Source organism: Streptomyces sp. NPDC053426 (assembly GCF_055585405.1).
The window spans coordinates 416,755-442,404 of sequence record NZ_JBVJKE010000004.1 but is presented as its reverse complement, the minus strand read 5'-3'; the positions used below and the strand labels follow the sequence as shown (position 1 = coordinate 442,404).

The following is a 25,650-nucleotide window of genomic DNA, read 5'->3' as shown; positions in this document are numbered from 1 at the left end:
CCCCGGGCGCGGCGGACGACGGGGTTTCCGCACCCCGGGCGCGGTGGACTGCGGGGCTTCTCCACGCCCCGCGCGACGGACGACGGGCAAGCCCGCACCCGAGCGCAGCCGACGGCGGAGGCCCCCGCACCCCAGGCCCGGCGATCACAGGGTTCCCACACCCCGCACGACGGGCAACGGGCAAGCCCACACCCCGAGCACGACCGACGACGGAGCCCCCGCACCCCAGGCCCGGCGACCACGGGGTTCCCACACCCCGCACGACGGACAACGGGCAAGCCCACACCCCGAGCACGACCGACGACGAAGGCCCCGGGCCCGGCGGATCCAGCCGACTGTGTCGACTTGGCGTGCTCCGGGGCCGGCGCGGCCTGCCCCGGGGTCCGCCCGGTCGGCCCCATGGTCTGCCGTGCGGTTCGGTTCGGGTCCACGAGGCCGCGTTGCGCCGCGCAGCCGCAGGCTCCGTGCCCGCCGGAACCACGTCCCACCAGTGCACGGGACCTCGCGGCCGGCTGGTTTCGCTCGGGCCCGGTGCGCGCGCGGCCCGTCGCACGGGTGCGTTGTGCCGGTCCCCGTGGCCGGGGACCGGGCAGGGGCGTTCACAGGCGCCGCTCGGCAAGGCGGGCCGGTCCGGGCGGAAGGGGCCCAGGGCCTCTCGTTCGGACCGTGTCGAACCCGGGGCTCCCGGTTCCACGTCGGCCGCGCCCCGGCCGCCCCGCCGATCCACGTCGCCGGGCACGTGGCCCCGGATCCCCGCCAGGCCGCACACGCCCGGGCACCAGGGCCCACCGCCGTCCCGCGGCGCAGGGCCCGGGGCCCTGCTCGCCACCCGGCGTGATCCCGACGCGAGGCCGCCCTAGCGCACCAGGCCCCACCGGAAGCCGAGCGCCACCGCGTGAGCCCGGTCCGACGCGCCGAGCTTCTTGAAGAGCCGCCGCGCGTGCGTCTTGACGGTGTCCTCGGAGAGGAACAGCTCGCGGCCGATCTCGGCGTTGGAGCGGCCGTGGCTCATGCCTTCGAGGACCTGGATCTCCCGCGCGGTGAGCGTGGGCGCCGCGCCCATCTCGGCGGAGCGCAGCCGACGCGGGGCGAGCCGCCAGGTCGGGTCGGCGAGCGCCTGCGTGACCGTGGCCCGCAGTTCCGCGCGGGAGGCGTCCTTGTGCAGATAGCCACGCGCGCCGGCCGCCACCGCGAGCGCCACACCGTCGAGGTCCTCGGCGACCGTGAGCATGATGATGCGCGCTCCGGGGTCGGCGGACAGCAGTCGCCGGACCGTCTCGACGCCGCCCAGTCCGGGCATGCGTACGTCCATCAGAATCAGGTCCGAGCGGTCGGCACCCCAGCGGCGGAGGACTTCCTCGCCGTTGGCAGCCGTCGTCACGCGCTCGACGCCGGGCACGGTCGCAACCGCGCGGCGGAGCGCCTCTCGGGCAAGCGGGGAGTCGTCGCAGACGAGGACGGAAGTCATGGCCGCCCTCCGCAGCTGATGCGCGTCACCTTGAGCCTCCAGGCTGGTACGAAATCGTCACCTGTGCGGTCGACCGTCTCGGACGCCCGCCCGAGCGCTTGTCCCTTCAACCGCCTCGCACTCTCAACGACGGTCACTCGAAAGAGTTACGGGGCCGTCTGCCACCTTCGGCACTCTACGTGAGGAGGCGGACACGATGGAGATACGCGCGACGGACCTCCGAACTTTCATCACAAGCCGTGCCCCATTCAGCCCCTTTTCTTCCCCTTTGTTGGTGTCCGGGGCTAGATTCGCAATGAGTCATATTTTCATCTCCTTGGATCGTAGTTGTACGGTCGTGGACACCGGATCCGCCCAGAACGGCTACAAGGGGTCACGTAATGGCAGATTTCTCCCGCCTTCCCGGACCGAACGCGGACCTGTGGGACTGGCAACTCCTGGCTGCCTGCCGCGGGGTGGACAGCTCGCTCTTCTTCCACCCGGAGGGCGAGCGTGGTGCGGCTCGAAGCGCTCGCGAGAACTCGGCCAAAGAGGTCTGCATGAGGTGCCCGGTGCGCGCCGAGTGCGCCGCACACGCGCTGGCGGTACGCGAACCGTACGGCGTGTGGGGCGGACTGACCGAGGACGAGCGCGAAGAGCTGATGGGGCGGGCGCGCAACCGGCTGGTGTCGGCATCGGCCGCCGGCGGGCACGCCGCTTCGAACAACTGAAGGAACGTTTCTCCAAGAACATCGGGAACGCCGAGAACACCGAGCACGCACGCGTGCCCCCGCTTCGTCACTGGGGGTGATCAACCACTCCTCACGCACGGTGACCACGCATCCGGATGCTCCCCTTACCGGGCGGCCGCCCCGGCCAGCTTCTCCAGCGTCGCGGTGACCGCCGGCACCTGGGCGAGGTCCGGGAGGGTGAGCGCGACGATCTCCCGGCGCACGGCGGGCTCCAGCGCCACGGTGCGCACCCCCCTGGGCCGTACCGACTCGATGGCGAGCTGGGGCAGCACCGCCACCCCGAGTCCGGCGCCGACCAGTCCGGCGACGGCCGGGTAGTCGTCGGTCGCGAAGTCGATGCGCGGGGTGAAGCCGGCCGTCTCGCACACCTCGACCAGCTGGCCCCGGCAGCGCGGGCAGCCGGCGATCCAGGGCTCGTCGGCGAGTTCGCCGATGGCGACGGACTCCGCGCGGGCGAGCCGGTGCCGTTCGGGCACGAGCCCCACCAGCCGGTCCGACAGCAGCGGCCGTACGACGAGGTCGTCCCACTCCTCGGCGCCCGCCGCCCCCTCGTACCGGAAGGCGAGGGCCACGTCGCAGTCGCCCTCGCGCAGCATCTCCACGGAGCGGGGCGGTTCGGCCTCCTCCAGGGAGACCCGGGTGCCGGGGTGGGCGGCGCGCAGGGCGGCGAGGGCCGTGGGGACGAGTGTGGAGCTGCCGCTGGGGAAGGAGACGAGCCGGACCCGGCCCGCGCGGAGCCCGGCGATGGCGGCGACCTCCTCCTCTGCGGCGGTCAGTCCGGCGATGATCCCGGCCGCGTGCCGCACCAGCGCCTCCCCGGCCTGCGTCAGGCGCATCTCACGGCCGCTGCGTATGAGCAGGGGCGTCCCCACGGACGCCTCCAGGGCCTTCATCTGCTGGCTGACGGCGGGCTGGGTGCAGCCCAGTTCGCGGGCCGCCGCGGAGAAGGAACCGGAGGTGGCCACGGCGCGCAGTACACGGAGATGACGGGCTTCGATCACACCTCAAGGATAAGCCGACCTTTGACACGGCGCCGGATAATGCGTCGACGCTTTGACGTTCATCGCTTACCGTGCGACTCATGAAGCTTCTGTCTGTGAACCTGGGGCGACCCAAGGCCGTGCCCTACACGGACCACCGCGAGGGCGTGACCGGTATCGACAAGCAGCCCGTGGACGGGCCGGTGCGGGTGGCCGCGCCGGGGCCGAAGGGGATCGGCGCGAGCGGCCTGGCCGGGGACGCCGTGTGCGAGACCCGGCATCACGGCGGGGACGACCAGGCGGTGTACGCCATGGCCCGCGAGGACCTCGACGAGTGGGAGCGCACGCTGGGGCGCCCGCTGACGAACGGCATGTTCGGCGAGAACCTCACCACCGAGGGGATCGACGTGTCCGGCGCCCTGATCGGTGAGCGCTGGGCCGTCGGTCCCGAGGTGGTGCTGGAGGTCACCTCCGGGCGTATCCCCTGCCGCACCTTCCAGGGCCATCTGGGTGAGACGGGCTGGGTGAAGCGGTTCACGCGGCGGGGCGCGCCGGGGGCGTACTTCCGGGTGATCCGGCCCGGCGAGATACGCGCGGGTGACGCCGTACGGATCGTGCACCGGCCGGAGCACGAGGTGACGGTCGCGCTGCAGTTCCGCGCGGTGACGACCGAGCGGACGCTGCTGCCCCGGCTGCTGGCGGCGGGCGAAGCGCTGCATCCGGAGGCGCTGGCGACGGCGCGGACGTACGTGGAGAAGTACGGGACGGAGCCGACGGCCTGACGGCATGTCCATGGAATGACACGAAGCGGACGCCCCTCCTCCGGGTAACTACTCTTGCGCCATGACAACGGCTCTGATTACGGGATCGACGGCTGGGATCGGTGCCGCGTTCGCGCGGCGGCTGGCGGCCGACGGACACGATCTGGTGCTGGTCGCCCGCGACACCGTCCGGCTGCGCGAACAGGCGACCGAGCTGCACGACCGCCACGGCATCGAGGCGGAGGTGCTGACCGCCGACCTGGCCGAGGACAAGGGCATCGAGGCGGTGGCCGACCGTCTCGGCGACCGCAAGAACCCCGTCGACCTGCTGGTCAACAACGCCGGCTTCGGCCACCGGGGCCGTTACCTCGAGGTCCCCATGGCCGACGAGCTGATGATGCTCAAGGTGCACTGCGAGGCGGTGCTCCGGCTGACGTCGGCGGCGGCGGAGGCGATGCGCGAGCGCGGACGCGGAGGTGTCGTGAACGTCGCCTCGACCGCCGCGTTCGTGCCGCGCGGGACCTACGGGGCGTCCAAAGCGTGGGTCGTGCAGTTCACCCAGGGCGCGGCGCAGGACCTGGCGGGCCACGGCGTGCGGCTGATGGCGCTGTGCCCCGGTTTCGTGCGCACCGAGTTCCACGCGCGGGCCGGGATGGGCACGGACAACATCCCGAACTGGATGTGGCTGGACGCGGACAAGGTCGCCGCGGCGGCGCTCGCGGACCTGGCCCGGGGCAAGACGCTGTCGATCCCGGATCCGCGCTACAAGGCGCTGATGGGGGCGGCGAAACTGGTCCCGCGCGGGCTGCTGGGCGGGCTCTCGTCGCGGACGGGACGGAAGTACGGGCCCCGGTAGGCCCCCGGCAGGCCTCGGTACGGATGTACGGGTGACCCGACGGCCACTCCGCCACGGCGGGACGGAGCCCGCTCCCCGGGAGAAAATGGGTGCTGACGGAACCGACCCGGACGCAGGGGGGACCGGAGGCGAGAGCCATGACCTTCCTACAGCTCATCGACTGCAGGACCAGCCGGCTCGAGGAGATGGACCGGCTCCTGGACCAGTGGGCCGAGCAGACCAGGGGGAAGCGGACGGCGACGCACGCGGTGGTCGGCAAGGACCGCGCGGACACGTCGCACGTCGTCGAGATCGTGGAGTTCCCGTCGTACGAGGAGGCGATGCGGAACTCCAAGCTGCCGGAGACCGACCGGATCTTCCGGGAGATGGTGGCCCTGTGTGACGGCATGCCGACCTTCACGGACCTGGACGTGGTGCGCGACGCGCGGCTGAACACGGACTCCGCGCGGCGCTTCTTCGAGATCCTGGCCACCGAGGACGACCTCTCCCCGATGACGGGCCTGATCGAGGAGCACTACCACGACCACGATCCGGCCAACGAGCAGGACGTCATCGGCCTCGACCACTTCCGGCGCGAGATGGACGTGTGGCGCGGCGGCTTCGACTTCGCGTTCCGGATCGAGGACCAGCTCGCCGAGGGGGACCGGGTGTGCACCCGGTGGAGCTGGGAGGGCACCCACAAGGGCGACTTCCTCGGCATCCCGGCGACGGGGAGGAAGGCCGCCATGACGGGCACGACCATCTTCCGCTTCGGCGACAACGGGAAGATCGTCGAGGGCTGGTGGCAGTACGACCGGCTGGGGCTGATGGCGCGGCTGGGGGCGCTGGAGCCGACGGATCTCTGAACCGACGCCGCCCCGCCGCATGCAGCCCGTCGACGAACGAGCCGGCGTCGCCGGAAGGCCCGCCGCCCGACCCGGTAAAGAAACGTAGCCACCTGTTGATCACTCCAGGCGCCGCTCGGCAGGGAAAACAGCACGAATCACGCGCCTCCGAGAGTTCCTTCCGCCGCCGCGCCGGGCATCGTTCCCCGTCGCCGTCTTCGCCTGGTGCCCATGGACCACGCACCCGTCCGGGCCTGGTCCGTACGCACCAGGCCGACGCGTACACGGTCGTCCTACCGACGTAGCGGCCCGGGCGACAAGAAACTCCAGGTCATACAGCTGACCTGGAGTTTCGGTGGAGTCGCCCGTCGAGTCCGGGGCCGGTTACGGAGTCATCGGCTTCCGGCGATCGCACCACCGCGCTGCAGGGCCCGGAAATCCTCGATCCACGCGTAGCCGCGTCCGGTGGTGCCGTTGCGCCACGGCTGGACGGTGCGCGGGGCGAAGACGGCGTTGAGCAGCCACGGCGGCTTGGCCGGGCCCCAGTTCCGGATCATCGACTCCCCTTGGCGGTAGCCGTACGTGGCGACGGCCAGGCGGCCGGTCGCCCGGAACTTCTCCACCTGATCGCGCAGGAAGTGCCGCTGGCTCTCGTACCAGGGGCTCGACGAGAGGAAGTCGTCCCACTGCCTCTGGGGGAAGGGCCGTTCGATCGCGGCCTGGATCACTTCCCAGACGAAGCTGGTCGGGGCGAACCCGTAGCGGTCGGCGAACTCCGCCGGAATACGGTCGTCCATGTGGGCCTGCCAGTACCAGACGAGTGAGAACTCGGTGGCCAGGAAGGTCTGTTCGGGTCGCATCCGCGGCAGGATGTAGTCAAGGAAAGGCTGTACGGCGTCCGGTGAGGGAACGTGCGGATGGATGTCCACGCCGTCGATCTCGGGGGTCTGCCGGACGAACGTCATCCAGCGTTCGGTGGCCGCGGTCCGTCGGCCCGGGAGGTCCAGCCGGTTGAGCGCGCCCATGTAGAGGCGGGTGCGGCAGCGACGTCCGTGGTGCACGCGTCGGTACGTGATCACATGACGTGCGACGGTCTCGTAGAAGGCGTTCAGTGTGTCGCCGCGTTCCTCCGGCAGGCTCTCGATGAAGGGCTCGTTGCCTATCTGAAGAATGTCGACGCGGTCCAGAACCTCCGCCAGAACCTTGTCCACTTGGACGAGCAGGGTCTCCATCGCCGGGCTGCCCGGCGTCGGCATGGCCGAGTCGCCGTAGGGGAATTTCAGGGTCAGGAGGGTCCGGTAGCCGCGAGCGCCGACACCCAGGATCGTACGCAGGGTGACGTTGTCGGCGAGCTCGCCCTGACCGGCCTCCGGCATCGGGAAGAAGCACCGGACCCACTCGGTCCCCCCGATCTGGAGCTCGCGGATGTCCAGATCGGCCACGTACTCGTTGTAGTTCGCCCCGAGGGCACCATGGGCTCCGGCTCGCGTGTACGGGGTGGCCGCCCGGTCCCGGCCGGGTTCGGCCTCCGCGGCGAGCGCCGCGCCCGGTGACCCGAGAACCGCGGACATGCCGGCCACGCCCGCCGCCCCGACGAAGCGGCGCCGTGATGTTCTGCGCATGTCAGTCATCTTCCCTCTTCCCGTGGACATGGTGAGGCGCGGCGTTCGCACCGCGTCTCGAGTCGAGAGTGTTCTGTCGTTAAGTGGGGCACGTCAAGGGAATGCGCGACGTATTCTGTTGCTTTCTGTTTGGCATGGGTTCCTTTTGCCGCGTTCACCATCCTTTGGGCATGTGGATTGTTGAGCGGCCTGCCGTCCGGTTTCCGGTGGCGCCGTGATGCCGCGCATGCCCGCCTCGATGCCGGGTACGACCCCTCCCGTACGGGGTGTCGCGGAAGCGGCCGAAGAGCGAGGGGCGCCGGAAGTGATTCGAAAGCTGCAGATGGTCGCGCTGGACTGCGCCGATCCGGTACGGCTCGCGCAGTTCTACGCGGAGCTGCTCGGTGGCCGGGTGGTCGCGGACCCGGACACTCCCGAGTGGGTCGAGGTGCACGGGTTCGAGGGAATTCCGCTGGCCTGCCAGCGGGCCGACGGCTACCGGCCGCCCGAATGGCCCGGCCAGGACCGTCCGCAGCAGCTCCACCTGGACTTCGACGTGGACGACCTCGACGGAGAGGAGGAGCGGGCGCTCTCCCTCGGCGCGACCGTGCTGGAGCGGACGGACCAGCTCCGCCCGGAGGCCAACTGGCGGGTCTACGCGGACCCGGCCGGCCATCCGTTCTGCCTCTGCCTCCACTGAGCCGAGCACGTCCCGGCCTTCGCCGGCGCCCTCGTCCGCTGCCGCCGCCACACCAACACCGTTCGGGCCAGGCTCCACGACGACGTGGGCAACGCCTCGCGGGCCGAAAGCGGGCCGTGGCGGCCGATCACGCCAGGGCCGGCGAACAGTCCAAGTGGTGCGGCGCGTCAGCCTGTGGCCAGGCCGGCGAAGATCGCGGTCAACTCCTGTACGCGCGCCGCGTAATCGGGCTGATCGTCCACATGCGCGTACCTCAGCATGAGAAGCACGGTCCCGGTGCGCACCACCGAGACCGCGGTGGTGTTGTCCTCGGCGGACTTGTAGTAGACGAGCGCAGTGCTCTCGTCGCCGAAGCGCGGCATGGAGATCGCGTTCGTCTCGTCGTAACCCTGCTGCTGACGGATCAGCTCCTCATAACCGGTACCGGCCGAGTCGACACCGGGGCAGGCGTAGACGGTGAATTCCGCAACCAGGAACCCGACGTCCGGCTCCGTCGATTCGTACTCCACCCGGCCCTGGTGGCACTGTCCGGGCTCTTCCGCCGGGGCGACGCCCGCGTCTCCGTACGGCGTCCAGTTCGGCGGCATGTCCTGCAGGGTGGGCAGTATCTGCCCGGCCTCGCCCGCCGACAGGGATCTGCTCGTGTCCACCGTCGTGTCACCGCCCCGGTCGGGCGGGCTCTCGCCGTCCTCAGCCGGTCGGGGGTCGCTCCGAGCCGTCCCCCGTGGCGTTGCCCCCGGAGAGTCGTCGGCTCCGAACAACTGGACCCCGCCGTAGGCGGCAAGGACGACGAGCGCCACGAGCAGGGCCGCCGCAGCGGCGAACCACCCCCGTGCCTGAAGCGTGTTGTTGATCGTCAGCGGACCGATCGCGATCGGGCTGCGGGTGACCCGGCTGCCCGTGATCACCACGGAGGAGTGCGCCGTGGTCCCGGACAGGTGCTGCTCCAAGCGGTTCCGGAGCTCGGCATCCGCCTCGATCTCCTCGCGCAGAACGCCCGCGGCCTCGGACCGGGCCGGCGCGGCATTCGCATCCGCGTCGAGACCTTCCAGGGCCCGCTGCCCTCGCTCCGTCGACGCGAGGCGGGCGCGAACCACCTCGACGACCGCCGTGCCCGCCCCTTCCCCGACGCCGGTGGCCGCCCCGGCCGCCACCGCGGCCACCACGCCTACGGCTAAGCCCGCCAATTCTCCTGTGTCCACGCAGAGCCCCCCGTGCCCGGATACATCAACGGTTCATTGTTCCCCTCGCGGCACAGGGGGACAACCCGGCGGAGCGGCCGAGCCGTCGACGCGGTTCGTCACCTCGTCCCCGGGTCCGCCCGGGTCCAGCGGTGGAGCGTCTCGCTCTCGTCGTCGTACGTGAGCCAGGTCCCGTCGCCGAGCGGGCATACGTAGCTGTCGACGGGGCCCGTCGGGTACGTGACCACCCCGCGTATACGCAGGGTGCGGGCGTCGAGCAGCCAGTGGCGGGCCTGCTCCAGATCCTCGTCGGCGTCGACCGTCGAGGCGATGACGGTGTCGGCGTCGACGAAGCCGCAGCCGTAGTCCCAGTAGGCCTCGTCGTCGTCCTCGTCGTCGGCCGGCTCGGGCTCCTGCTCGGCGATCACCGTGCCGTCCAGGGCGTGCAGGCGCAGGTCCGCCCCGTAGTGCTCGACCGTCAGGAAGCCGGGGTGTCCCGGGTGGACGTCCGTCAGGATGCGGTCCAGTCCCTCGTTCACCTCCCAGCCGGTCGGCTTCTCGCCGTCCCAGCGCGCCCAGTGCAGCAGGATGCCGTCCTGGCCCATGCCGATGCCCAGCCCCATGTGGACACCGTCCGGGTGGGAGAGGTGGTTCGATCCGGCTGCCGCGCTGTCCAGCGGCAGCCACCCCAACTCCCGTCCGTTGCGAGCGTCCAGGACCACCCAGCGCTCCTGCCAGTCGCCCTGCTCCGGTCCGGCCACGACATGGGCCCACACGAGCCGGCCGTCGTCCGAGACCCGGCAGGAGCCGTGCTCCAGGCCCCGGCACACCTCCTGCTCGTCACCCGTGTGCGGGTGATCCAGCTCGGGGCCCCAGCAGCCGTGCCGGTACTCCCACAGCGTCTTCCCGTCCGTCCCCATGGCCCGTACCGCGCGCTGCCCCGAGAAGACCGCGAACGTGCCGTCCGGGCTCACCGAATGGACGCCGTACTCCCACCGGGGCCAGGGAAAGGGGAAGACGGCCGTCGGCGCGCGCTCCCCCGCGAACAGCTCCCGGAGGTCGTAGACCTCCAGCTCGTGCCCGTTCCGGAGCAGGGCACGGCGGGGACCGTCCCTACGGCTTTCCAGCGCGAAGCCGTTGACCAGTGCGCGCCCACCCGGCAGCCTCACCGAGTCGCGCAGTTGTGCGGTGATCGACATGGCCCGAAGGTAACGGGCCCCACTGACAGGACGGACCGCCCTTCGCGCTCACCGAGGACCGTGGTGTGTCCCGCGGCTCCGCATCACCTTCACAACCCTCTTGCCTCGGAGCTCGGTTCATGAAATCTTGCGGCCGATGCCTCCATGATCCCGTGGAGGCGAGTACCGATCTCCCTGCACGAGGTGTAAGGGGGTCTTCGTTCCACAGGAGGCCCTTGTGCACGCCATCGGCGCACCCGGCACGCCCCGTAACTGGGATCTCTACCGGACGGCGGTCGTCGACATCCGGTTCGGGGAGCGGGCCGTGCGAGTCGCACCACGTCCTCGGGACACGGCCGAGGGTTTCTTCCCAGTACCGGCCGGCAGCGGCGCCACCGTCCATGTGATCACCGCCTGGAACCCCCGTGGCCGTACCGCGTCGGACGACGCCAACGCCCGTGACCAGCGTCTGCTGCTCGACGAGGTCCGTCGCCGTGGTCTCACCTCGTGGCCCGCGGTGGGTGGCGACGTGAGCGGTACGCACCGGGAGGAGAGTGTCGCCGTCGTCGGACTGGGCGATGCGGCGGCGCGTGCCCTGGGGCGCCGCTTCGGCCAGGACGCGGTGTTCGCCTGGTCCCCCGACGCCTGGCGGGTCCTGGCATGCGGAAGCGGCGCCGTGGCGGTGAGCGGATGGGCGGCGTCCGGACGGGCGTCGGCGTAGGCAGGAGCAGAGCGATGGGCATGTATCCCATGCGTACCCCGGATCGCTGTCCGCGCTGCGGCAGGCGTCTCTCCGATCCGCCGGCCGAGCGGGTCGCGGTCGACGGCTTCCCGGCCGAGGTGACCTACGCGACGGACCCCGTGTGCGGTGCGCGCTGGCACGTGTGGGACAGGACGTCTCCGCTGCGCCGCCTGGCCCGCCCTCATGTGGACGGCACGGGATGACGTCACCACCGGGGTGCCACGGGCGGAACGGTGCCGAGGCCGTTCCGGGCGAGGACTGACGGCCTTCCGCGCCCACGGTTCTCGTCCTGTGGTGGCTCCGTCAGCCCGGGCCCGGGGGGCTGGCCTGGGTCCGGGAGCCGACCTGGGCCCGGGTGTTCCGCCGTTCCGCGGTGGACGGTCGCTCAGTCGTTCTTCAACGGCCGCCGCACGGGTCGCCGCCCTCGGGCACCGGCTCGGTGTCGGCCGCCAGGCAGGAGGAGTACACCCGCGGCGGTGTGGGCGACGGCTCCGGTTCCGCTGTGGCGCTCACGGCAATGATCGCCACGGCACCGACGCAGATCAGTCCTGCCGTCGCGGCGAGCCGTGCACCGCGGCTCACCGATCACCCCGGAGGTGGTCGCGAAGCTCGTCGCGGCAGTCGTCCCCGGTGCCGGCCTGGACCCGGGAGAAGGCCAGCACTCCGTCTCCCTCGCCTTCCTGCTCGGCCTTGGCCTCGGCCAACTGCGTCTCGATGTCCGCGACGTACTCGGCGCACTCGGCGCTGACGGACCTCTCGGGCTGCGGGTCCGGTGCCGAGGAGGCGTTCAGTCCGGCGGTGGCGGCGAGACCGGCCGCGCACAGCACCACCCACGCGGCACCCCACGCACGGCGGCTCGTCCGTATCGGCTTGGGCATCCAGGCATCCTACGAGCGCCACGGCAGGCTGTCGCCGAATCGCGGCTTCCTTGTCGACGAGGCCGGCGCCTCGAGCTCCGTCATGCTCCTGGTGATCACCGGGGTGTCGGCGGCCTTGTCCGCGGCGACGGCCGCCATGAGGTGGGCGACGTCGGCCGGCGAACGCGGCAGGTAGACGGTCTCCTGCCAGGAACGGAAGTCGTCGGCCGACATCAGTACGGCGTTGCCGCCCCTGGAGGTGATCTCCACCGGCTCATGGTCGTCGTTGACCTGCTGGATCAGCGGGAAAGCCTGGCCCGAGCCTCGTTGGCGGTGATGGACACAACCCCTCCTCCAACAGAACCGGTACAGGGAAGCCGTACCGGTTCGACGGTACGGGGATCCGGTACGAGTCGCATGGCCCACCGGCAGGAAGGGCTCCCCGTGAGGAAGCGGACACACCCTGTCCTGTACGTCACCGAGACTCGTGCCCCCGGCGGTTGCAAGGACCGCTCGTTGCGCAAGGAGCCCGCGCGTGTTCTCCGTTCTCGCCGACATCAACTGGGCGGCCGTCGCCGTCGCGGCCGTCGCCTCGGTCCTGCTGGCCGGTGTGTGGTTCGCGGTCGTGATCGCCAAGCCGTACGCCGTGGCCCTCGGCCGCGAGGGCGCGCCGGCGCCCGCGCAGACGGCGGTCACCATGGCGGGGCCGCCGGTGTGTCTCCTCGTCACCGTCCTGACCAGCGCCGTGCTCGTCGAGACGCTCGACATCACCGGCATGGGTGACGCCGTGATATTCGGGCTCCTCGTCGGCGTCGGTTATCTCGGCGCGATGACCTTCCAGATCGCCATCAACCCGAACTTCCCGCGCCCGCTGTACTACGGCGTCCTCAACGCGCCGTTCTTCGTGATCACGAGTGTGCTCAACAGCGTCGTCCTGGTCGCGATGCGCTGAGTCCCCGCCGGTCAGTCGCCGCCTCCGCCTCCGCCTCCGCCCCCGTCACCACCACCGCCGTCACCACCACCGCCGTCGCCGCCGTCTCCTCCGTCGCTGCCCCAGCCGTCGCCGCCGCCGGGTTCGTTGTCGTCGCGGCCGGTGCCGAGGTTGCTGAACCAGGGGAGGTCCCAGGTGCCGGCTTCCGCCTCTCCTCGGGAGCGGGGGCGGAACCTGGCCAGGCCCGTCGTGTCCCCGAGGCCGAAGGACACGGCGACCGCGTGGGCCATGACGGCGTCCAGGGGGTCGGGGCTCTCGTGGTGCACGGCGGCCAGCGGCAGCAGCACCGTGCCTGGTACGGGGTCCGGCCGGCGTGGCGGACGGGTCAGCAGCGCGACCCGGCGGTCGTCGCGCAGCAGCCACGAGCTCCCGGCGTTCTCGCGCCGCAGTGTCCAGTGCCGGTCGGGCAGGCGTATCTCCACGCTGCTCCTGGACTTGCGGAACTTCTTCTGGAGGACGAGCCGGGCCGTTGTGTCACCGACGGTCATGACCAGGCCGCCGTCCGGGACGGTGGAGTCGCCGCGGAAGCCGTACGGTGCCCGCAGCCGTACGGCCGGGGCGTGCGGGCCCCACACGTCCACGCGGACCAGGCGCCGGTCCACGGCGACGGTGACCGGTCCGGCGGGGCCGTGCGCGTGGCGCCGCGCGATCCACAGCGGTACGCCCTCCGCGTGCGCCCGCGCGGCGAGCGCGGCCACCTGGTCCGCCCCGCCGCACCTGTGGACCGCCCATGTGCCCAGGGCGCGGGCGAAGTCGGCGGCTCGGCGCACCTTCAGGAGCGTGGTCGTCCCGGTCACGCGGGTGACCGGGACGGCGCCGGGGCCCTGCGCCAGCGAGGCCAGGGGGCGTTCCGTGCCGGCGCCGCCGAGCCAGCACCCCCGTAGAAACGCTTCCGCCATGGCGCCGAGGTTCAACTCGGCCGGCGGTGTCGTCCGGCCGCCTCTGCGCAGCCCGTCCTCGGTGAGTTCCACGGTCCGCGCCAGCGGGTTCCGGGACCGTTCCCCGTAGAGCACCTGGCTCATCACATCCCCCTCCTGCTTCCCGGCCTCACGCGCCGGGCCGTCGTCAAAAAAATATCGCGGACGTGCGGCAACCCCCTGACGTGCGGCGGCGACTACAGGGCGGTGGACAACGAGGGCCATCGCACATCGAACGAAAGCCGTGACATGCGCAGTACTGGTAACACCGCCCCGCACACGGGGCACCGGAGAAGGAACGGCCGGCGCCGCACCGTCCTGATCGGCGCTCTCACCACGTCGCTCGTGGGCGGCGCCGTGGTCGGCGGCGTACTGATGTCGGCGTCCGCGGCGGAACCGGGCGCGGGTACCTACCGCCTGGTGAACGCGGCGAGCGACACCTGTCTGGAGGTTCCGTCGGGAAGCACGGGCGCCGGTGCGCAGCTGGCCCTGGCGGACTGTGACGGGGGCGCGGACCAGAGCTGGGAACTGGCCGACTCCGGCGACGGTTTCACCGTGACGTCGTCCGCCACCGGGCTGTGCGCGGGCGTCAAGGGCGACTCGACCTCCGCCGGGAAGGCCGTGCAGCAGCAGGACTGCGGCGAGGGCTCCTCCCAGGTGTGGAAGGTGAGCGCCGTCGGTGACGCCTACCACCTGGTCAACGCGCACAGCGAGAAGTGCCTGAACCCCAAGAACGGCCTGGTGCAGCAGAACTCCTGCGACAACGCCGCCGGCAAGACCTGGACCCTGCGGGAGGCGGACGGATCGACGCCCCCGCCGTCCACTCCGACGGCGAGCGCCCCCGCCTCCCCCTCCCCCTCCCCCTCCCCCTCCGCCGACGACGAGCCGGCCGGTGACACCGCGTTCGCCTCCTGGCCCACCGCCACCGACGAGCAGCCCGTCTCCTCGACCATCGAGGTGAGCGGCGTGTACGACGGTTCCCTGAAGCGCTTCCACGGCTCGGGCGACCTCGGCGGCAGCGGTCAGGACGAGGGCCAGGACCCGATGTTCAAGCTCGCCGACGGCGCGACGCTGAAGAACGTGATCCTGGGTTCGCCCGCCGCCGACGGAGTGCACTGCTCGGGCAGCTGCACCCTGGTCAACGTGTGGTGGGAGGACGTCGGCGAGGACGCCGCCAGCTTCAAGGGCAAGTCCGCCTCGGCGGCCTACGTCGTCGACGGCGGCGGTGCCCGCAAGGCCGACGACAAGGTCTTCCAGCACAACGGCGCCGGCACCCTGACCGTCAAGAACTTCCAGGTGTCCGACTTCGGCAAGCTCTACCGCTCCTGCGGCAACTGCGGGACCCAGTACGAGCGCCACGTCGTGATCGACAACGTCCTGGTCACGAGCCCCGGCAAGGTCATCGCCGGTGTCAACGCCAACTACGGTGACACCGCGACCCTCTCCGACGTGACGATCGTCGGCGACGGCAAGAAGAAGATCGTCGTCTGCGAGCGCTTCGAGGGCAACGACAGCGGCGACGAGCCGACCGCGCTCGGCAGCGGTCCCGACGGCAAGTCCTGCGTCTACGAGCCCTCCGAGGTCACGTACGAGTAGGGCACACCGCACGGGGCGAGGGCCCGGCACCGCCGAACTGCGGCGGTACCGGGCCCTCGTGGCGTTCTGCGAGCGGGTCGCTCAGTGGGCGTGGCCGTGGCCGTGACCACCGGCGGCGGCCGGCTCTTCCTCTTCCTTCTTCTCGACGACCAGGGTCTCGGTCGTCAGGAGCAGGGAGGCGATGGAGGCGGCGTTCTCCAGGGCGGAGCGGGTCACCTTGACCGGGTCGATGACGCCGGCCTTGACCAGGTCGCCGTACTCGCCGGTGGCGGCGTTGTAGCCGCTGCCCTTCTCCAGCTCGGCGACCTTGGAGACGATGACGTAGCCCTCGAGGCCGGCGTTCTCGGCGATCCAGCGCAGCGGCTCGACGGCGGCCTTGCGGACCACGGAGACACCGGTGGCCTCGTCGCCGGTCTTGTCGAGGTTGCCCTCGAGGACCTTGACGGCGTGGACCAGCGCGGAGCCACCACCGGAGACGATGCCCTCCTCGACCGCGGCGCGGGTCGCGGAGATGGCGTCCTCCAGACGGTGCTTCTTCTCCTTCAGCTCCACCTCGGTGGCGGCGCCGACCTTGATGACGCACACGCCGCCGGCGAGCTTCGCGAGGCGCTCCTGGAGCTTCTCGCGGTCCCAGTCGGAGTCGGTGGTCTCGATCTCGGCCTTGATCTGGCCGACGCGACCGGTCACGTCCTCCTTGTTGCCGCCGCCGTCGACGATCGTGGTGTCGTCCTTGGTGACGGTGACGCGGCGGGCGGAGCCCAGCACGTCCAGGCCGACCTGGTCGAGCTTGAGGCCGACCTCCTCGGAGACGACCGTGGCGCCGGTGAGGACGGCCATGTCCTGCAGCATCGCCTTGCGACGGTCACCGAAGCCGGGGGCCTTGACGGCGACCGCGTTGAAGGTGCCGCGGATCTTGTTGACGACCAGGGTCGACAGGGCCTCGCCCTCGACGTCCTCGGCGATGATCAGCAGCGGCTTGGAGGCGTTGGCCTGGATGACCTTCTCCAGCAGCGGCAGCAGCTCCGCGATGGAGGCGATCTTGCCCTGGGTGATCAGGATGTACGGGTCGTCGAGGACGGCCTCCATGCGCTCCTGGTCCGTGACGAAGTACGGCGACAGGTAGCCCTTGTCGAAGGCCATGCCCTCGGTGAAGTCCAGCTCCAGACCGAAGGTGTTGGACTCCTCGACGGTGATGACACCGTCCTTGCCGACCTTGTCCATCGCCTCGGCGATGAGCTCGCCGACCTGCTGGTCCTGGGCGGACAGCGCGGCGACGGCGGCGATGTCGGACTTCTCGTCGATCGGGCGGGCCGAGGCGAGCAGGTCCTCGGAGACCGCGGCGACGGCGGCGTCGATGCCCCTCTTCAGCAGCGCGGGGGAGGCACCGGCGGCGACGTTCTTCAGACCCTCACGGACCAGCGCCTGGGCCAGCACGGTGGCGGTGGTCGTACCGTCACCCGCGATGTCGTTGGTCTTGGTCGCCACCTCCTTCACCAGCTGCGCGCCGAGGTTCTCGTACGGGTCCTCGATCTCGACCTCGCGGGCGATCGTGACACCGTCGTTGGTGATGGTGGGGGCGCCGAACTTCTTGTCGATGACGACGTTGCGGCCCTTCGGACCGATCGTCACCTTCACCGTGTCGGCAAGCTTGTTGACGCCGCGCTCGAGGGCGCGACGGGCGTCCTCGTCGAACTTCAGGATCTTCGCCATGGCAGCGGGAGCCCTCTCGGAAATCTAGGTGAGATCACTGCGCCCCCGGTCACCCGGCTCCTTGTCGGATGCTGGGGCCAGGGGCGCGGTGTTCGAGCAAAAGTGCTTGCTTCGAGGTCGGGTTGTCCGGGGGGTCAGCCCCGGGTTCCCCTTACTTCTCGACGATCGCGAGGACGTCGCGGGCCGAGAGGACGAGGTACTCCTCGCCGTTGTACTTGACCTCGGTGCCGCCGTACTTGCTGTACAGAACGACGTCGCCGACCTTCACGTCGAGCTCGACGCGCTTGCCGTCCTCGATGCGGCCCGGACCGATGGCCAGGACGACGCCCTCCTGGGGCTTCTCCTTGGCGGTGTCCGGAATGACCAGGCCCGAAGCCGTGGTCTGCTCGGCGTCGAGCGGCTGGACCACGATGCGGTCCTCGAGCGGCTTGATGGCAACCTTGGAGCTGGCGGTCGTCACGATCCGACCTCCCCCTTCGGAGATCTCACGGGGTTAACTGTCTGAGGTGGCGACCAGGTGGATCCGTCGTCGCGGGTGCCGGACCTGCCCGTCGCGTGTGTTGGCACTCTCCTGGGGGGAGTGCCAGAGCTGAGACTATGACTGCGGTTAGCACTCGGTCAAGCGGAGTGCCAATTGCCTGCGGCGCGTCGTGGGGTGGGGGCGTTGCAATCACCCTTGCGGGCAGCTTGCCGGTGGTGTGGTGACCGTCCCCTGGGGGCTGCCGCCCCCAGGCCCCCGCTTCGGCCCTGAACGGGCCTCGTCCTCAAACGCCGGACGGGCTGAGAGGTGAGCGGCGCTCGCCAGGGACCGGCGACGGACTGAGAGGTGAGCGGCGCACGTCAGGGGCCGGCGACGGGCCGATTCGGCCTGCGTAGTCCTCCAGACGGCCCACCTTCAGCCCTTGCTCCTCCAGCTCCCCCAGCAGCCGTGTCGTCCGTTCCGTCAACGACAACGACGGGGCCTCGCCCGACGGTACGGCGATGATGTCGCCGGGGGTCAGGTGGCGGGGGCCCTCGGTGTACGTCAGGTGGCCGTCGGGTTCCAGGGTGGCCCGCCACAGGACCACCGTCTCGATGCCGCAGTCGGCGGCGGCTCGCAGGGTGGTGGTGTCGTACGTGCCGTAGGGCGGGCGGAAGAGGCGGGGGCGGACGCCGAAGCGGGACTTGAGTTTGCGCTGCTGGCCGCAGATCTCGGCGCGCTGCCCCGCGTACGGCAGACCGCGCAGGGCGGGATGGTCGAGGGTGTGGTTCTGCAGGCTCGCGCCGACCGAGCGCAGGCGGGCGAAGTGCGCGTATCCGGGGCCGGCCACCGTGTCCGTGAGGAACAGGCTGACGGGGAGCCGGCGCTCGCGCACCAGGTCGATGAAGCGGGGGTCGCGTTCGGCGCCGTCGTCGTAGGTGAGGAAGACGACCTCGTCGCGGGTGGGGATGCGGTCGACGACGGACGGGAGGGCGCCGGCCTCCGGTGCCGGACCGGCTCCGGGGGGCCGTCCCGCCCCTGCTCCCGGGGACCGGCCCGCTCCGTCCCCCGCGCCCTCCCCCGTCCCGCCCGACGGACCGCATCCGGCGATCACGGCCAGCAGGGCGGCGGCGCCCGCCAGGAGACGGAGCCTCACAGGTAGTCCTCCAGGCGGGCCACCGCGTACCCCTCCGCCGTGACCTTGTCCAGGAAGCGGCGGATCATGTCCGGCATCGTGCCTTCCCAGTCCTCGCGGCCCCGGAAGTGGGTGAGGACGATGTCGCCGGGGTGCAGGTCGCGGTCCCACTCGCGGTACTCCCAGTGGTCGACGAAGACCTCCTCGTTCCAGAGGGGGACGTGGGTGATCCCGCAGGCCTTCGCGGCGCGCAGGGTGGCCTTGTCGTAGTTGCCGTAGGGCGGGCGGAAGAGGACGGGGCGCTCGCCGTAGCGCTCCTCGATGACCTTCTGCATGCCGCAGATCTCGCGCTTCTGGCGGACGTAGGACAGGGCCGGCAGGTAGGGGTGGTGGAGGGTGTGGTTGTGCAGGGCGACGTCCCGGTCCTGCATCTCCTTGAAGTAGCCGTAGTCCTCCTTGACGAGGTAGTCGCTGAGGAAGGCGCTGTACGGGATCTTCAGCTCGCTCATCATCCGCAGGAACGCCGGGTCCTTCTCGGCGCCGTCGTCGATGGTGAGGAAGAGGATCTTCTCGTCGGTGGGGACGGTGGTGAAGACCGGGGGGAGTTCCAGGCGGCGGTGGCCGTCGACCTCGAAGCCGTCGCGGGTGGTGATCCTCGGTTTCTCCGCCGGGGGCGGCGGGGCGGTCAGGGGCACCTTCTTCAGTCCCCAGCGCTTCGCGGCGGCGACCCGCGCGGTGTGCGCCGCGCGCAGTCGGGTGGCGTAGGCGTCGAGCGCGCGGGCCGGAGGCGCCTTCAGGGGCTGCTGGCCGCCCGCCGGTTCGACCCGGGCGCCACCGCCGCCCGCTCCGCAGCCCGAGGCGATGGAGGCGAGAGCGAGTACCGCGAGGCCGATCCGCACACCACCGAACGGCAGCTTTTTATCGTTTTGTCCTACTCGTCCTACTGCTCGCATGGTGCCGGATCCTCGCAGTCCGCCACCGGGAACCCGGCCCGACACCGCGGCCGGAGGCACACGGTCCACCGACTGGCCCACAATGACCCGGTGAACGACCTCGCTCCCCTCCTCACCCCCGAAGGCCGCGCCCTCCTCGACGAGGTGCGCGACACCGATCCGGCGCACGAACTCGCCGTCGCGACCCGGCTGCGCCGCGAGCACCCCGCCGAACTGGTGTCGGCGGCGCTGGGCCAGGCGCGGCTGCGGCAGCGGGCGGTGGCCAAGTTCGGGGCGGAGGACGCGCGGCGGATGTTCTTCACGCCCGACGGGGTGGAGCAGTCGACGCGGGCGAGTGTGGCGGCGTACCGGGCCGAGTGCCTCCGGGCGCTCGGGGTGCGGTCCGTCGCCGACCTGTGCTGCGGGATCGGCGGCGACGCGATCGCGTTCGCCCGCGCCGGGATCCGGGTCCTTGCCGTCGATCGAGACCCACTGACCTGCGAGGCGGCCCGCGCCAACGCCGACGCGCTCGGTCTCGCCGGCCTGATCGAGGTGCGCGAGGCCGACGTGACCGAGGTGGACACGGCCGGGTACGACGCCGTGTTCGTCGACCCCGCCCGGCGTTCCTCCAGACGCGGCCGGATCTTCGATCCGGAGGCCTACTCCCCTCCCCTGTCCTGGGCCGTGTCCGCCGCGCTCGGGGCGCCGCTCGGGCTGCTGAAGATCGCGCCCGGCATTCCGCACGAGGCGATCCCCGCGGAGGCGACGGCCGAGTGGGTCTCGGACGGCGGGGACGTCAAGGAGGCCATGCTGTGGTTCGGCCCGGACGTGACACCGGGAGCGCGGCGGGCGACGCTGCTGCCCGCCGTCGCCGGCATCTACGTGACGCCCGAGACCATGCTCCCGGACCCCGAGGTCCGGCCGGTCGGGAAGTACCTGTACGAGCCGGACGGCGCCGTCATCCGCGCCCACCTGGTCGCCGAGGTGGCCGAGGAGGTGGAGGGCGGGCTGATCGACCCGACCATCGCCTACGTCACCGCCGACGAAGCGCACCGCACGCCGTACGCCACCGCCTACGAGATCACCGACCGGCTCCCCTTCAACGTCAAGAAGCTGAAGGCGCTGCTGCGCGAGCGCCGGGTCGGCGTCCTGACCGTCAAGAAGCGCGGTTCGGCGGTGGAACCGGAGGAGCTGCGCCGCAAGGTCCTGCCCAAGCCGCACGGCCCCGAGTCCGTCACGGTCTTCCTGACCCGCGTCGCCGGCGCCCCGACGATGCTGCTGGGGCACCCGGTGCGGTGAGGTCCGCCGGGACGCTCACTTCAGGGACGCCCACAGCTCCCCGGCCTCCGGCTCGTCCGCGATCACGCGGTTGCGGTCCCAGGGGGCCGGGACGACCGGCATGGTGAGGGTCGTGACGCCGTCGGACGGGAGGTCCCGCAGGCTCTGGGCGAGGCGGGTGAGTTCGCCGAGCGAGTCCAGGCCGGTGTCGGTGGTGAGGCTGTCGGTGACGGTGTCGGCGATCCGGTACAGCCGGGCGGGGCCGGCCAGCAGGTCCTCCTCCGCGACCTGCTCCAGCAGCGCCTTCACCAGCTGGTGCTGGAGCCCGATGCGGCCGAGGTCGCTGCCGTCGCCGATGTCGTACCGGGTGCGGGCCAGGGCGAGGGCGTCCTCGCCGTCGAGGTGGTGGGTGCCGGCGTCCAGGGTGAGGTGGCTGCGGTCGTCGTCGATGTCCTCCTCGGTGGTGACGGTGACCCCGCCGAGCGCGTCGACCAGGCGGGCGAAGCCGGAGAAGTCGATCTCGACGTAGTGGTCCATGCGGACGTCCGTGAGCGACTCGACGGTCTTCACGGCGCACACCGGCCCGCCCACCTCGTACGCGGTGTTGAACATCACCCCGGAGGCCGGACGGGTCGACTCCCCGTCCTGAAGCGGGCAGGAGGGCCGGTCGACGAGGGTGTCGCGGGGGATGCTGACCACCGTCGCGGCGGTCCGGCCGGCGTCGAGGTGGACGACCATGGCGGTGTCGGAGCGGGCGCCGCCGCTGTCACCGCCGCCGAGCGCCTGGTTCTCCTCGCCGCTGCGCGAGTCGGAGCCGAGCACCAGGATGTTCAGGGACCCGGTCGGCAGGGGCGTGGCCGTGGCGGACGCGTCCGGGGACGGTGCGGTCACGGCCCTGGCGGGGCGGTCGTCGCCCAGGGCGCTGTCGATGTCGACGCTGTCGATGTTGTCGTTGAGCTGCCAGTACGCCCAGCCGGCCGCTCCGGCGCCCAGGACCAGCAGGCCGGCCAGCGTCAGCCCCGCGATCCTCAGTGCTCTCGCCCGCCGGCCCGTCCGTATGCCCGGGCCCCCGGCCTCGCCCCCGGCTTCGTCCCCGTCGCCCCCGGCCCCGCCGCTCTTCTCGTGTCCCCTCACGGACAGGAACATAAGTCCGAATTATGTCGAGCGGCGATCCCCGGACAGTTTTCTTGTGAAATTCTCAGACTTCCGGTGCGGCGTCCGACGGCCCGAAACTTTCGGACCGGCTCACGCCCCCGCCGGTGCCGCCGTACTGCTCCGCACCACCAGGCTCGTCGCCAGTTCCACCCGGGTCGCCGCCGCCGAGTCCTCGTCCCTGCCCAGATCGAGGACCAGCTTGGCCGCCGCCTCGGCCATCTCCGTCAGCGGCTGCCGTACGGTCGTCAGCGGCGGCCCCACCCAGCGGGCCACCGGCAGATCGTCGAACCCGACCACGCTCAGGTCCTCCGGGATCCGCAGCCCCAGCTCGCGCGCGGCCTCGTACAGCCCGAGGGCCTGGAGGTCGTTGCCGGCGAAGACCGCGGTGGGCCGGTCCTCGCGGCGCAGCAGGGCGAGACCCTGCCGGTAGCCGGCCTCGTGGTGGAAGTCCCCGGTCATGATCAGCCCCGGGTCGACCGGCAGCCCGGCGGTCTCCAGGGCGGCCCGGTAGCCGTCGACGCGGGCGCGGCTGCACATCATCTGCGTGGGTCCGCTGATCGCGCCGATCCGGGTGTGGCCCAGGTCCACCAGGTGCCGGGTCGCGGCGAGCCCGCCCTGCCAGTTGGTCGCCCCGATGGAGGGCACGTCGGTGCCCGGGTCGCCGGCCGGGTCCATCACCACGAACGGGATGGAGCGGCTGGTCAGCAGCGCCCGCCCGGACTCGTCGAGGCCGGACAGCACGAGGATCACGCCGTGCGGGCGGCGCGCGGCGACCTGGTCGGCCCAGGTGCGTCCGGGCGTGAGCCGGCCCGCGCTCTCGGAGAGGACGACGCTCAGCCCCTCGTCCCGGGCCACGTTCTCCACGCCCCGGATGACCTCCATCGCCCAGGCGCTCTCCAGTTCGTGGAAGACCAGGTCGATCAGGGGCGAGCGGGTGGCCTCGGCGCGACGGCGCCGGTAGCCGTGGGCGCGCAGCAGCCCCTCGACCCGGCTCCGGGTGCCGGGGGCGACGTCGGCACGGCCGTTGAGGACCTTCGAAACAGTCGGGGCGGAGACGCCGGCCTCGCGGGCGATCTCGGCGAGGGTCGCCGTCTGGGCTCTGCGCCCTTGCGTCCGTGTTTCAGCGGGCTGCGGGGAAGTCATGGCCGCGATCGTAACCCTGCGGGCCCTCTTGACGAACCCTCACGGGAGCCATAAGTTCCCGGAACATTCGGCCTTGAAGTCGAAACATTCGCCGAGAACCGTACATGTGAGGGCCGTCCGTCCACCCGACAGGAGCTCCATGACCACCGCGCCCTGGCGTGACCCCGACCTGCCCGCCGCCGCCCGCGTCGACGACCTGCTCTCCCGGATGACCCTGGAGGAGAAGACCGCCCAGTTGTACGGGGTGTGGGTGGGCGCCGACACCGGCGGCGAGGGCGTCGCCCCGCACCAGCACGACATGACCGCCACCTACGACTGGGACGAGCTGATCGTCCTCGGCCTCGGCCAGATCACCCGCTCCTACGGCACCGCCCCCGTCGACCCCGGACTCGGCGCGCGGGCGCTGGCCCGCGCGCAGCGGCAGATCGCCGCGGCCGGCCGCTTCGGCATCCCCGCGGTCGCGCACGAGGAGTGCCTGGCCGGGTTCACCGCCTGGCGGGCCACCGCCTACCCCGTCCCCCTGGCCTGGGGCGCGAGCTTCGACCCCGGTCTGGTGGAGGACATGGCCCGCCGCATCGGCCACGACCTGCGCGCGGCGGGCGTCCACCAGGGACTCGCGCCCGTCCTGGACGTCGTACGCGATCTGCGCTGGGGCCGGGTGGAGGAGACCATCGGCGAGGACCCGTACCTGGTCGGCACGGTCGGCGCCGCCTACGTACGCGGGCTGGAGTCCGCCGGGGTCGTCGCCACGCTCAAGCACTTCGCCGGGTACGCCGCCTCCGCCGGGGCGCGCAACCTCGCGCCGGTACGGGCCGGGACGCGGGAGTTCGCGGACATCACCCTGCCGCCGTTCGAGATGGCGCTGCGCGAGGGCGGGGCGCGCTCGGTGATGGCCGCGTACACCGAGACCGACGGCGTGCCCGCGTCGGCCGACCCGGCGCTGCTGACCCGGCTCCTGCGCGACGAATGGGGCTTCACCGGCACCGTCGTCTCCGACTACTTCGGCATCGGCTTCCTGGAGAACCTGCACCGGGTGGCGGGCACCCCGGCGCAGGCGGCGCACGCGGCACTGCTGGCCGGCGTCGACGTCGAACTGCCCACGCTCAAGTGCTACGGCGAACCGCTCCGGGACGCGGTCCGGGCCGGCGAGGTCCCGGAGGAACTGGTCGACCGCGCGGCCCGCCGGGTCCTGCTCCAGAAGTGCGAACTGGGCCTCCTCGACGAGGACTGGGCCCCGGAGCCGGTCGCACCGATCGACCTCGACTCCGCCGGGAACCGCGCCCTGGCCCGCCGCCTGGCCGAGGAGTCCGTGGTCCTCCTCGACAACCCCGACGGTCTGCTCCCCCTCTCCCCCGACACCCGGATCGCGGTCGTCGGCCCCCGCGCGGACGACGCCCTCGCCATGCTGGGCTGCTACTCCTTCCCCTCCCACGTCCTCCCCCACCACCCCGGCGTCCCGACGGGCGTCGGGATCCCGACCGTGCTGGAGTCGCTGCGCGCCGAACTCCCCGACGCCAAGGTGATGTTCGCGCCGGGCTGCGACACCTCCGGCCCGGACACGGCGGGCTTCGCGGAGGCGGTCGCGCGGACGGCGGAGGCGGACGTGTGCGTGGCGGTGCTCGGCGACCGGGCGGGCCTGTTCGGCCGCGGCACGTCCGGCGAGGGCTGCGACGCCGCGGACCTGAACCTGCCCGGCGTCCAGGCGGAGCTGCTGGACGCGCTCGTCGCGACCGGCGTACCGGTCGTCCTGGTGCTGCTCACCGGCCGCCCGTACGCGCTCGGCCGCTGGCACGGCCGCCTGGGCGCCGTCGTCCAGGCCTTCTTCCCGGGGGAGGAGGGCGGCCCGGCGGTGGCGGGAGCGCTGTCGGGCCGCGTCAACCCCTCCGGCCGCCTCCCGGTCAGCGTCCCGCGCCTGCCCGGCGGCCAGCCCTGGACCTACCTCCAGCCCCCGCTGGGCCTGGCCGGCGAGGTCAGCAACCTCGACCCGACCCCGCTGTACCCCTTCGGCCACGGCGGCTCGTACACGACGTTCGAGTGGGTCCCCGACGACCGCGCGGCGGACGGGGAGATCGGCACGGACGGCTCGTACGACGTCTCCCTGACCGTCCGCAACACCGGTGACCGGTCCGGCGCCGAGGTCGTCCAGCTCTACCTGCACGACCCGGTGGCGTCGGTGACCCGCCCCGACGTCCGCCTGATCGGCTACCAGCGGGTCGAACTGGCGCCGGGCGAGGCGTCCCGGGTGACGTTCCGCTTCCACCCGGACCTGTCGTCGTTCACCGACCGCTCCGGACGCCGGGTGGTCGAACCGGGCGCGCTGGAGCTACGCCTGGCGGCCTCCAGCGCGGACGTCCGCCACACGGCCCGGCTGCGCCTCACGGGCCCGGTCCGCGAACTCGGCCCGGACCGACGGCTGCGCTGCGGGACGGAGGTGTCACCGGCGGGGGCGTGAAG

25 protein-coding genes and 2 pseudogenes are annotated in these 25,650 nt (G+C 71.8%); 13 read left to right on the top strand and 14 right to left on the bottom strand.

What is annotated here, in order from left to right; translation table 11 throughout:
* Nucleotides 1-856: 856 nt before the first annotated feature.
* A complete protein-coding gene (locus tag ACZ62B_RS11585; protein WP_003948568.1) occupies nucleotides 857-1,468 on the bottom strand; it encodes a response regulator transcription factor in 612 nt (203 codons plus the stop codon).
* A 380-nt stretch (nucleotides 1,469-1,848) separates the two neighbouring features.
* On the opposite strand from ACZ62B_RS11585, the gene ACZ62B_RS11580 reads away from it, so the two are divergent.
* Nucleotides 1,849-2,178, top strand: coding sequence for a WhiB family transcriptional regulator (locus ACZ62B_RS11580; RefSeq protein ID WP_344557836.1), 330 nt, complete (start codon nucleotides 1,849-1,851; stop codon nucleotides 2,176-2,178).
* 125 nt (nucleotides 2,179-2,303) lie between these two features.
* Here ACZ62B_RS11580 and ACZ62B_RS11575 read toward each other — a convergent pair whose 3' ends face one another.
* The gene (locus ACZ62B_RS11575; RefSeq protein ID WP_073932703.1) at nucleotides 2,304-3,200 is read right to left on the bottom strand and encodes a LysR family transcriptional regulator; all 897 of its coding nucleotides are present in this window, start codon (nucleotides 3,198-3,200) and stop codon (nucleotides 2,304-2,306) included.
* 80 nt (nucleotides 3,201-3,280) lie between these two features.
* Here ACZ62B_RS11575 and ACZ62B_RS11570 point away from each other — a divergent pair, with 80 nt between their 5' ends.
* The 3 genes from ACZ62B_RS11570 to ACZ62B_RS11560 all read left to right on the top strand — a co-directional run bounded on the left by ACZ62B_RS11570 (nucleotide 3,281) and on the right by ACZ62B_RS11560 (nucleotide 5,641).
* Complete coding sequence (locus ACZ62B_RS11570) at nucleotides 3,281-3,961, top strand: MOSC domain-containing protein (protein WP_468886547.1); 681 nt, start codon at nucleotides 3,281-3,283, stop codon at nucleotides 3,959-3,961.
* A 61-nt stretch (nucleotides 3,962-4,022) separates the two neighbouring features.
* Nucleotides 4,023-4,796, top strand: a complete 774-nt coding sequence (locus tag ACZ62B_RS11565; protein ID WP_469689999.1) for an SDR family NAD(P)-dependent oxidoreductase — start codon at nucleotides 4,023-4,025, stop codon at nucleotides 4,794-4,796.
* A 137-nt stretch (nucleotides 4,797-4,933) separates the two neighbouring features.
* Complete coding sequence (locus tag ACZ62B_RS11560) at nucleotides 4,934-5,641, top strand: ester cyclase (RefSeq protein WP_344557842.1); 708 nt, start codon at nucleotides 4,934-4,936, stop codon at nucleotides 5,639-5,641.
* Nucleotides 5,642-6,012: 371 nt separating this feature from the next.
* Here the strand turns inward: ACZ62B_RS11560 and ACZ62B_RS11555 are convergent, their stop codons facing one another.
* A complete protein-coding gene (locus ACZ62B_RS11555) occupies nucleotides 6,013-7,242 on the bottom strand; it encodes a hypothetical protein (protein ID WP_469689996.1) in 1,230 nt (409 codons plus the stop codon).
* A gap of 304 nt (nucleotides 7,243-7,546) precedes the next feature.
* On the opposite strand from ACZ62B_RS11555, the gene ACZ62B_RS11550 reads away from it, so the two are divergent.
* Nucleotides 7,547-7,921: a VOC family protein gene (locus ACZ62B_RS11550; RefSeq protein ID WP_344557845.1), complete on the top strand. Its 375-nt coding sequence runs from the start codon at nucleotides 7,547-7,549 to the stop codon at nucleotides 7,919-7,921.
* A 167-nt stretch (nucleotides 7,922-8,088) separates the two neighbouring features.
* On the opposite strand, the gene ACZ62B_RS11545 is transcribed toward ACZ62B_RS11550, so the two are convergent.
* Nucleotides 8,089-8,871, bottom strand: coding sequence for a hypothetical protein (locus tag ACZ62B_RS11545; RefSeq protein ID WP_469689994.1), 783 nt, complete (start codon nucleotides 8,869-8,871; stop codon nucleotides 8,089-8,091).
* On the opposite strand from ACZ62B_RS11545, the gene ACZ62B_RS11540 reads away from it, so the two are divergent.
* On the top strand, nucleotides 8,860-9,099 hold the full coding sequence (locus ACZ62B_RS11540; RefSeq protein ID WP_468884627.1) for a hypothetical protein: 240 nt from the start codon (nucleotides 8,860-8,862) through the stop codon (nucleotides 9,097-9,099). The two genes, ACZ62B_RS11545 and ACZ62B_RS11540, sit on opposite strands and share 12 nt — an antisense overlap.
* Nucleotides 9,100-9,221: 122 nt before the next feature.
* Here ACZ62B_RS11540 and ACZ62B_RS11535 read toward each other — a convergent pair whose 3' ends face one another.
* The gene (locus ACZ62B_RS11535) at nucleotides 9,222-10,301 is read right to left on the bottom strand and encodes a hypothetical protein (protein WP_344557848.1); all 1,080 of its coding nucleotides are present in this window, start codon (nucleotides 10,299-10,301) and stop codon (nucleotides 9,222-9,224) included.
* A gap of 217 nt (nucleotides 10,302-10,518) precedes the next feature.
* Between ACZ62B_RS11535 and ACZ62B_RS11530 the strand changes: the two genes are divergently transcribed.
* On the top strand, nucleotides 10,519-11,001 hold the full coding sequence (locus ACZ62B_RS11530) for a DUF3293 domain-containing protein (protein ID WP_468722154.1): 483 nt from the start codon (nucleotides 10,519-10,521) through the stop codon (nucleotides 10,999-11,001).
* Nucleotides 11,002-11,015: 14 nt separating this feature from the next.
* Nucleotides 11,016-11,225 carry a hypothetical protein gene (locus ACZ62B_RS11525; protein ID WP_344557852.1) on the top strand — a complete coding sequence of 70 codons (210 nt, stop codon included), beginning with the start codon at nucleotides 11,016-11,018 and terminating at the stop codon, nucleotides 11,223-11,225.
* 375 nt (nucleotides 11,226-11,600) lie between these two features.
* On the opposite strand, the gene ACZ62B_RS11520 is transcribed toward ACZ62B_RS11525, so the two are convergent.
* Together ACZ62B_RS11520 and ACZ62B_RS11515 are read right to left on the bottom strand one after the other, a co-directional pair.
* Nucleotides 11,601-11,900: a hypothetical protein gene (locus ACZ62B_RS11520; protein ID WP_468722158.1), complete on the bottom strand. Its 300-nt coding sequence runs from the start codon at nucleotides 11,898-11,900 to the stop codon at nucleotides 11,601-11,603.
* A gap of 9 nt (nucleotides 11,901-11,909) precedes the next feature.
* A pseudogene (locus tag ACZ62B_RS11515) lies at nucleotides 11,910-12,223 on the bottom strand (type II toxin-antitoxin system Phd/YefM family antitoxin).
* Between the two features lie 191 nt (nucleotides 12,224-12,414).
* Between ACZ62B_RS11515 and ACZ62B_RS11510 the strand changes: the two are divergent.
* Complete coding sequence (locus tag ACZ62B_RS11510; RefSeq protein ID WP_344557856.1) at nucleotides 12,415-12,831, top strand: DUF1761 domain-containing protein; 417 nt, start codon at nucleotides 12,415-12,417, stop codon at nucleotides 12,829-12,831.
* A gap of 11 nt (nucleotides 12,832-12,842) precedes the next feature.
* Here ACZ62B_RS11510 and ACZ62B_RS11505 read toward each other — a convergent pair whose 3' ends face one another.
* Nucleotides 12,843-13,892, bottom strand: coding sequence for a hypothetical protein (locus ACZ62B_RS11505; RefSeq protein ID WP_468722162.1), 1,050 nt, complete (start codon nucleotides 13,890-13,892; stop codon nucleotides 12,843-12,845).
* A gap of 144 nt (nucleotides 13,893-14,036) precedes the next feature.
* Between ACZ62B_RS11505 and ACZ62B_RS11500 the strand changes: the two are divergent.
* Together ACZ62B_RS11500 and ACZ62B_RS11495 are read left to right on the top strand one after the other, a co-directional pair.
* Nucleotides 14,037-14,540: pseudogene (locus tag ACZ62B_RS11500) on the top strand (RICIN domain-containing protein); the annotation flags it as partial.
* A gap of 33 nt (nucleotides 14,541-14,573) precedes the next feature.
* Nucleotides 14,574-15,383, top strand: a complete 810-nt coding sequence (locus ACZ62B_RS11495) for a pectate lyase (protein WP_469690073.1) — start codon at nucleotides 14,574-14,576, stop codon at nucleotides 15,381-15,383.
* Nucleotides 15,384-15,464: 81 nt separating this feature from the next.
* On the opposite strand, the gene groL is transcribed toward ACZ62B_RS11495, so the two are convergent.
* The 4 genes from groL to ACZ62B_RS11475 all read right to left on the bottom strand — a co-directional run bounded on the left by groL (nucleotide 15,465) and on the right by ACZ62B_RS11475 (nucleotide 19,587).
* Entirely contained in the window at nucleotides 15,465-17,093 is a 1,629-nt protein-coding gene (gene groL, locus ACZ62B_RS11490; protein WP_344557860.1) for a chaperonin GroEL, read from the bottom strand.
* 151 nt (nucleotides 17,094-17,244) lie between these two features.
* Nucleotides 17,245-17,553: a co-chaperone GroES gene (gene groES / locus ACZ62B_RS11485; protein ID WP_073932713.1), complete on the bottom strand. Its 309-nt coding sequence runs from the start codon at nucleotides 17,551-17,553 to the stop codon at nucleotides 17,245-17,247.
* 304 nt (nucleotides 17,554-17,857) lie between these two features.
* Nucleotides 17,858-18,709 (bottom strand): polysaccharide deacetylase family protein, encoded by an 852-nt coding sequence (locus tag ACZ62B_RS11480; protein ID WP_469689987.1) that lies wholly within the window; start codon nucleotides 18,707-18,709, stop codon nucleotides 17,858-17,860.
* The gene (locus tag ACZ62B_RS11475) at nucleotides 18,706-19,587 is read right to left on the bottom strand and encodes a polysaccharide deacetylase family protein (RefSeq protein WP_344557865.1); all 882 of its coding nucleotides are present in this window, start codon (nucleotides 19,585-19,587) and stop codon (nucleotides 18,706-18,708) included. The genes ACZ62B_RS11480 and ACZ62B_RS11475 overlap by 4 nt, the downstream gene beginning before the upstream one ends.
* A 144-nt stretch (nucleotides 19,588-19,731) precedes the next feature.
* Between ACZ62B_RS11475 and ACZ62B_RS11470 the strand changes: the two genes are divergently transcribed.
* Entirely contained in the window at nucleotides 19,732-20,919 is a 1,188-nt protein-coding gene (locus ACZ62B_RS11470) for a THUMP-like domain-containing protein (RefSeq protein WP_468886534.1), read from the top strand.
* 15 nt (nucleotides 20,920-20,934) lie between these two features.
* On the opposite strand, the gene ACZ62B_RS11465 is transcribed toward ACZ62B_RS11470, so the two are convergent.
* Nucleotides 20,935-22,044 carry an LCP family protein gene (locus ACZ62B_RS11465; RefSeq protein WP_382052816.1) on the bottom strand — a complete coding sequence of 370 codons (1,110 nt, stop codon included), beginning with the start codon at nucleotides 22,042-22,044 and terminating at the stop codon, nucleotides 20,935-20,937.
* A gap of 99 nt (nucleotides 22,045-22,143) precedes the next feature.
* On the bottom strand, nucleotides 22,144-23,196 hold the full coding sequence (locus tag ACZ62B_RS11460) for a LacI family DNA-binding transcriptional regulator (protein WP_073932720.1): 1,053 nt from the start codon (nucleotides 23,194-23,196) through the stop codon (nucleotides 22,144-22,146).
* A 139-nt stretch (nucleotides 23,197-23,335) separates the two neighbouring features.
* On the opposite strand from ACZ62B_RS11460, the gene ACZ62B_RS11455 reads away from it, so the two are divergent.
* Complete coding sequence (locus ACZ62B_RS11455; RefSeq protein ID WP_469689985.1) at nucleotides 23,336-25,648, top strand: beta-xylosidase/alpha-l-arabinosidase; 2,313 nt, start codon at nucleotides 23,336-23,338, stop codon at nucleotides 25,646-25,648.
* The last annotated feature ends 2 nt before the right edge of the window (nucleotides 25,649-25,650 follow it).

Excerpts from the sequence above, each read along its gene's own strand:
- ACZ62B_RS11460 (WP_073932720.1), bottom strand. The coding sequence starts at position 23,196 with ATGACTTCCCCGCAGCCCGCTGAAACACGGACGCAAGGGCGCAGAGCC.
- ACZ62B_RS11455 (WP_469689985.1), top strand. The coding sequence starts at position 23,336 with ATGACCACCGCGCCCTGGCGTGACCCCGACCTGCCCGCCGCCGCCCGC.
- ACZ62B_RS11505 (WP_468722162.1), bottom strand. The coding sequence starts at position 13,892 with ATGAGCCAGGTGCTCTACGGGGAACGGTCCCGGAACCCGCTGGCGCGG.
- groL (WP_344557860.1), bottom strand. The coding sequence starts at position 17,093 with ATGGCGAAGATCCTGAAGTTCGACGAGGACGCCCGTCGCGCCCTCGAG.
- ACZ62B_RS11565 (WP_469689999.1), top strand. The coding sequence starts at position 4,023 with ATGACAACGGCTCTGATTACGGGATCGACGGCTGGGATCGGTGCCGCG.
- ACZ62B_RS11585 (WP_003948568.1), bottom strand. The coding sequence starts at position 1,468 with ATGACTTCCGTCCTCGTCTGCGACGACTCCCCGCTTGCCCGAGAGGCG.
- ACZ62B_RS11555 (WP_469689996.1), bottom strand. The coding sequence starts at position 7,242 with ATGCGCAGAACATCACGGCGCCGCTTCGTCGGGGCGGCGGGCGTGGCC.
- ACZ62B_RS11580 (WP_344557836.1), top strand. The coding sequence starts at position 1,849 with ATGGCAGATTTCTCCCGCCTTCCCGGACCGAACGCGGACCTGTGGGAC.
- ACZ62B_RS11560 (WP_344557842.1), top strand. The coding sequence starts at position 4,934 with ATGACCTTCCTACAGCTCATCGACTGCAGGACCAGCCGGCTCGAGGAG.
- ACZ62B_RS11570 (WP_468886547.1), top strand. The coding sequence starts at position 3,281 with ATGAAGCTTCTGTCTGTGAACCTGGGGCGACCCAAGGCCGTGCCCTAC.
- ACZ62B_RS11520 (WP_468722158.1), bottom strand. The coding sequence starts at position 11,900 with ATGCCCAAGCCGATACGGACGAGCCGCCGTGCGTGGGGTGCCGCGTGG.
- ACZ62B_RS11535 (WP_344557848.1), bottom strand. The coding sequence starts at position 10,301 with ATGTCGATCACCGCACAACTGCGCGACTCGGTGAGGCTGCCGGGTGGG.
- ACZ62B_RS11465 (WP_382052816.1), bottom strand. The coding sequence starts at position 22,044 with ATGTTCCTGTCCGTGAGGGGACACGAGAAGAGCGGCGGGGCCGGGGGC.
- ACZ62B_RS11525 (WP_344557852.1), top strand. The coding sequence starts at position 11,016 with ATGGGCATGTATCCCATGCGTACCCCGGATCGCTGTCCGCGCTGCGGC.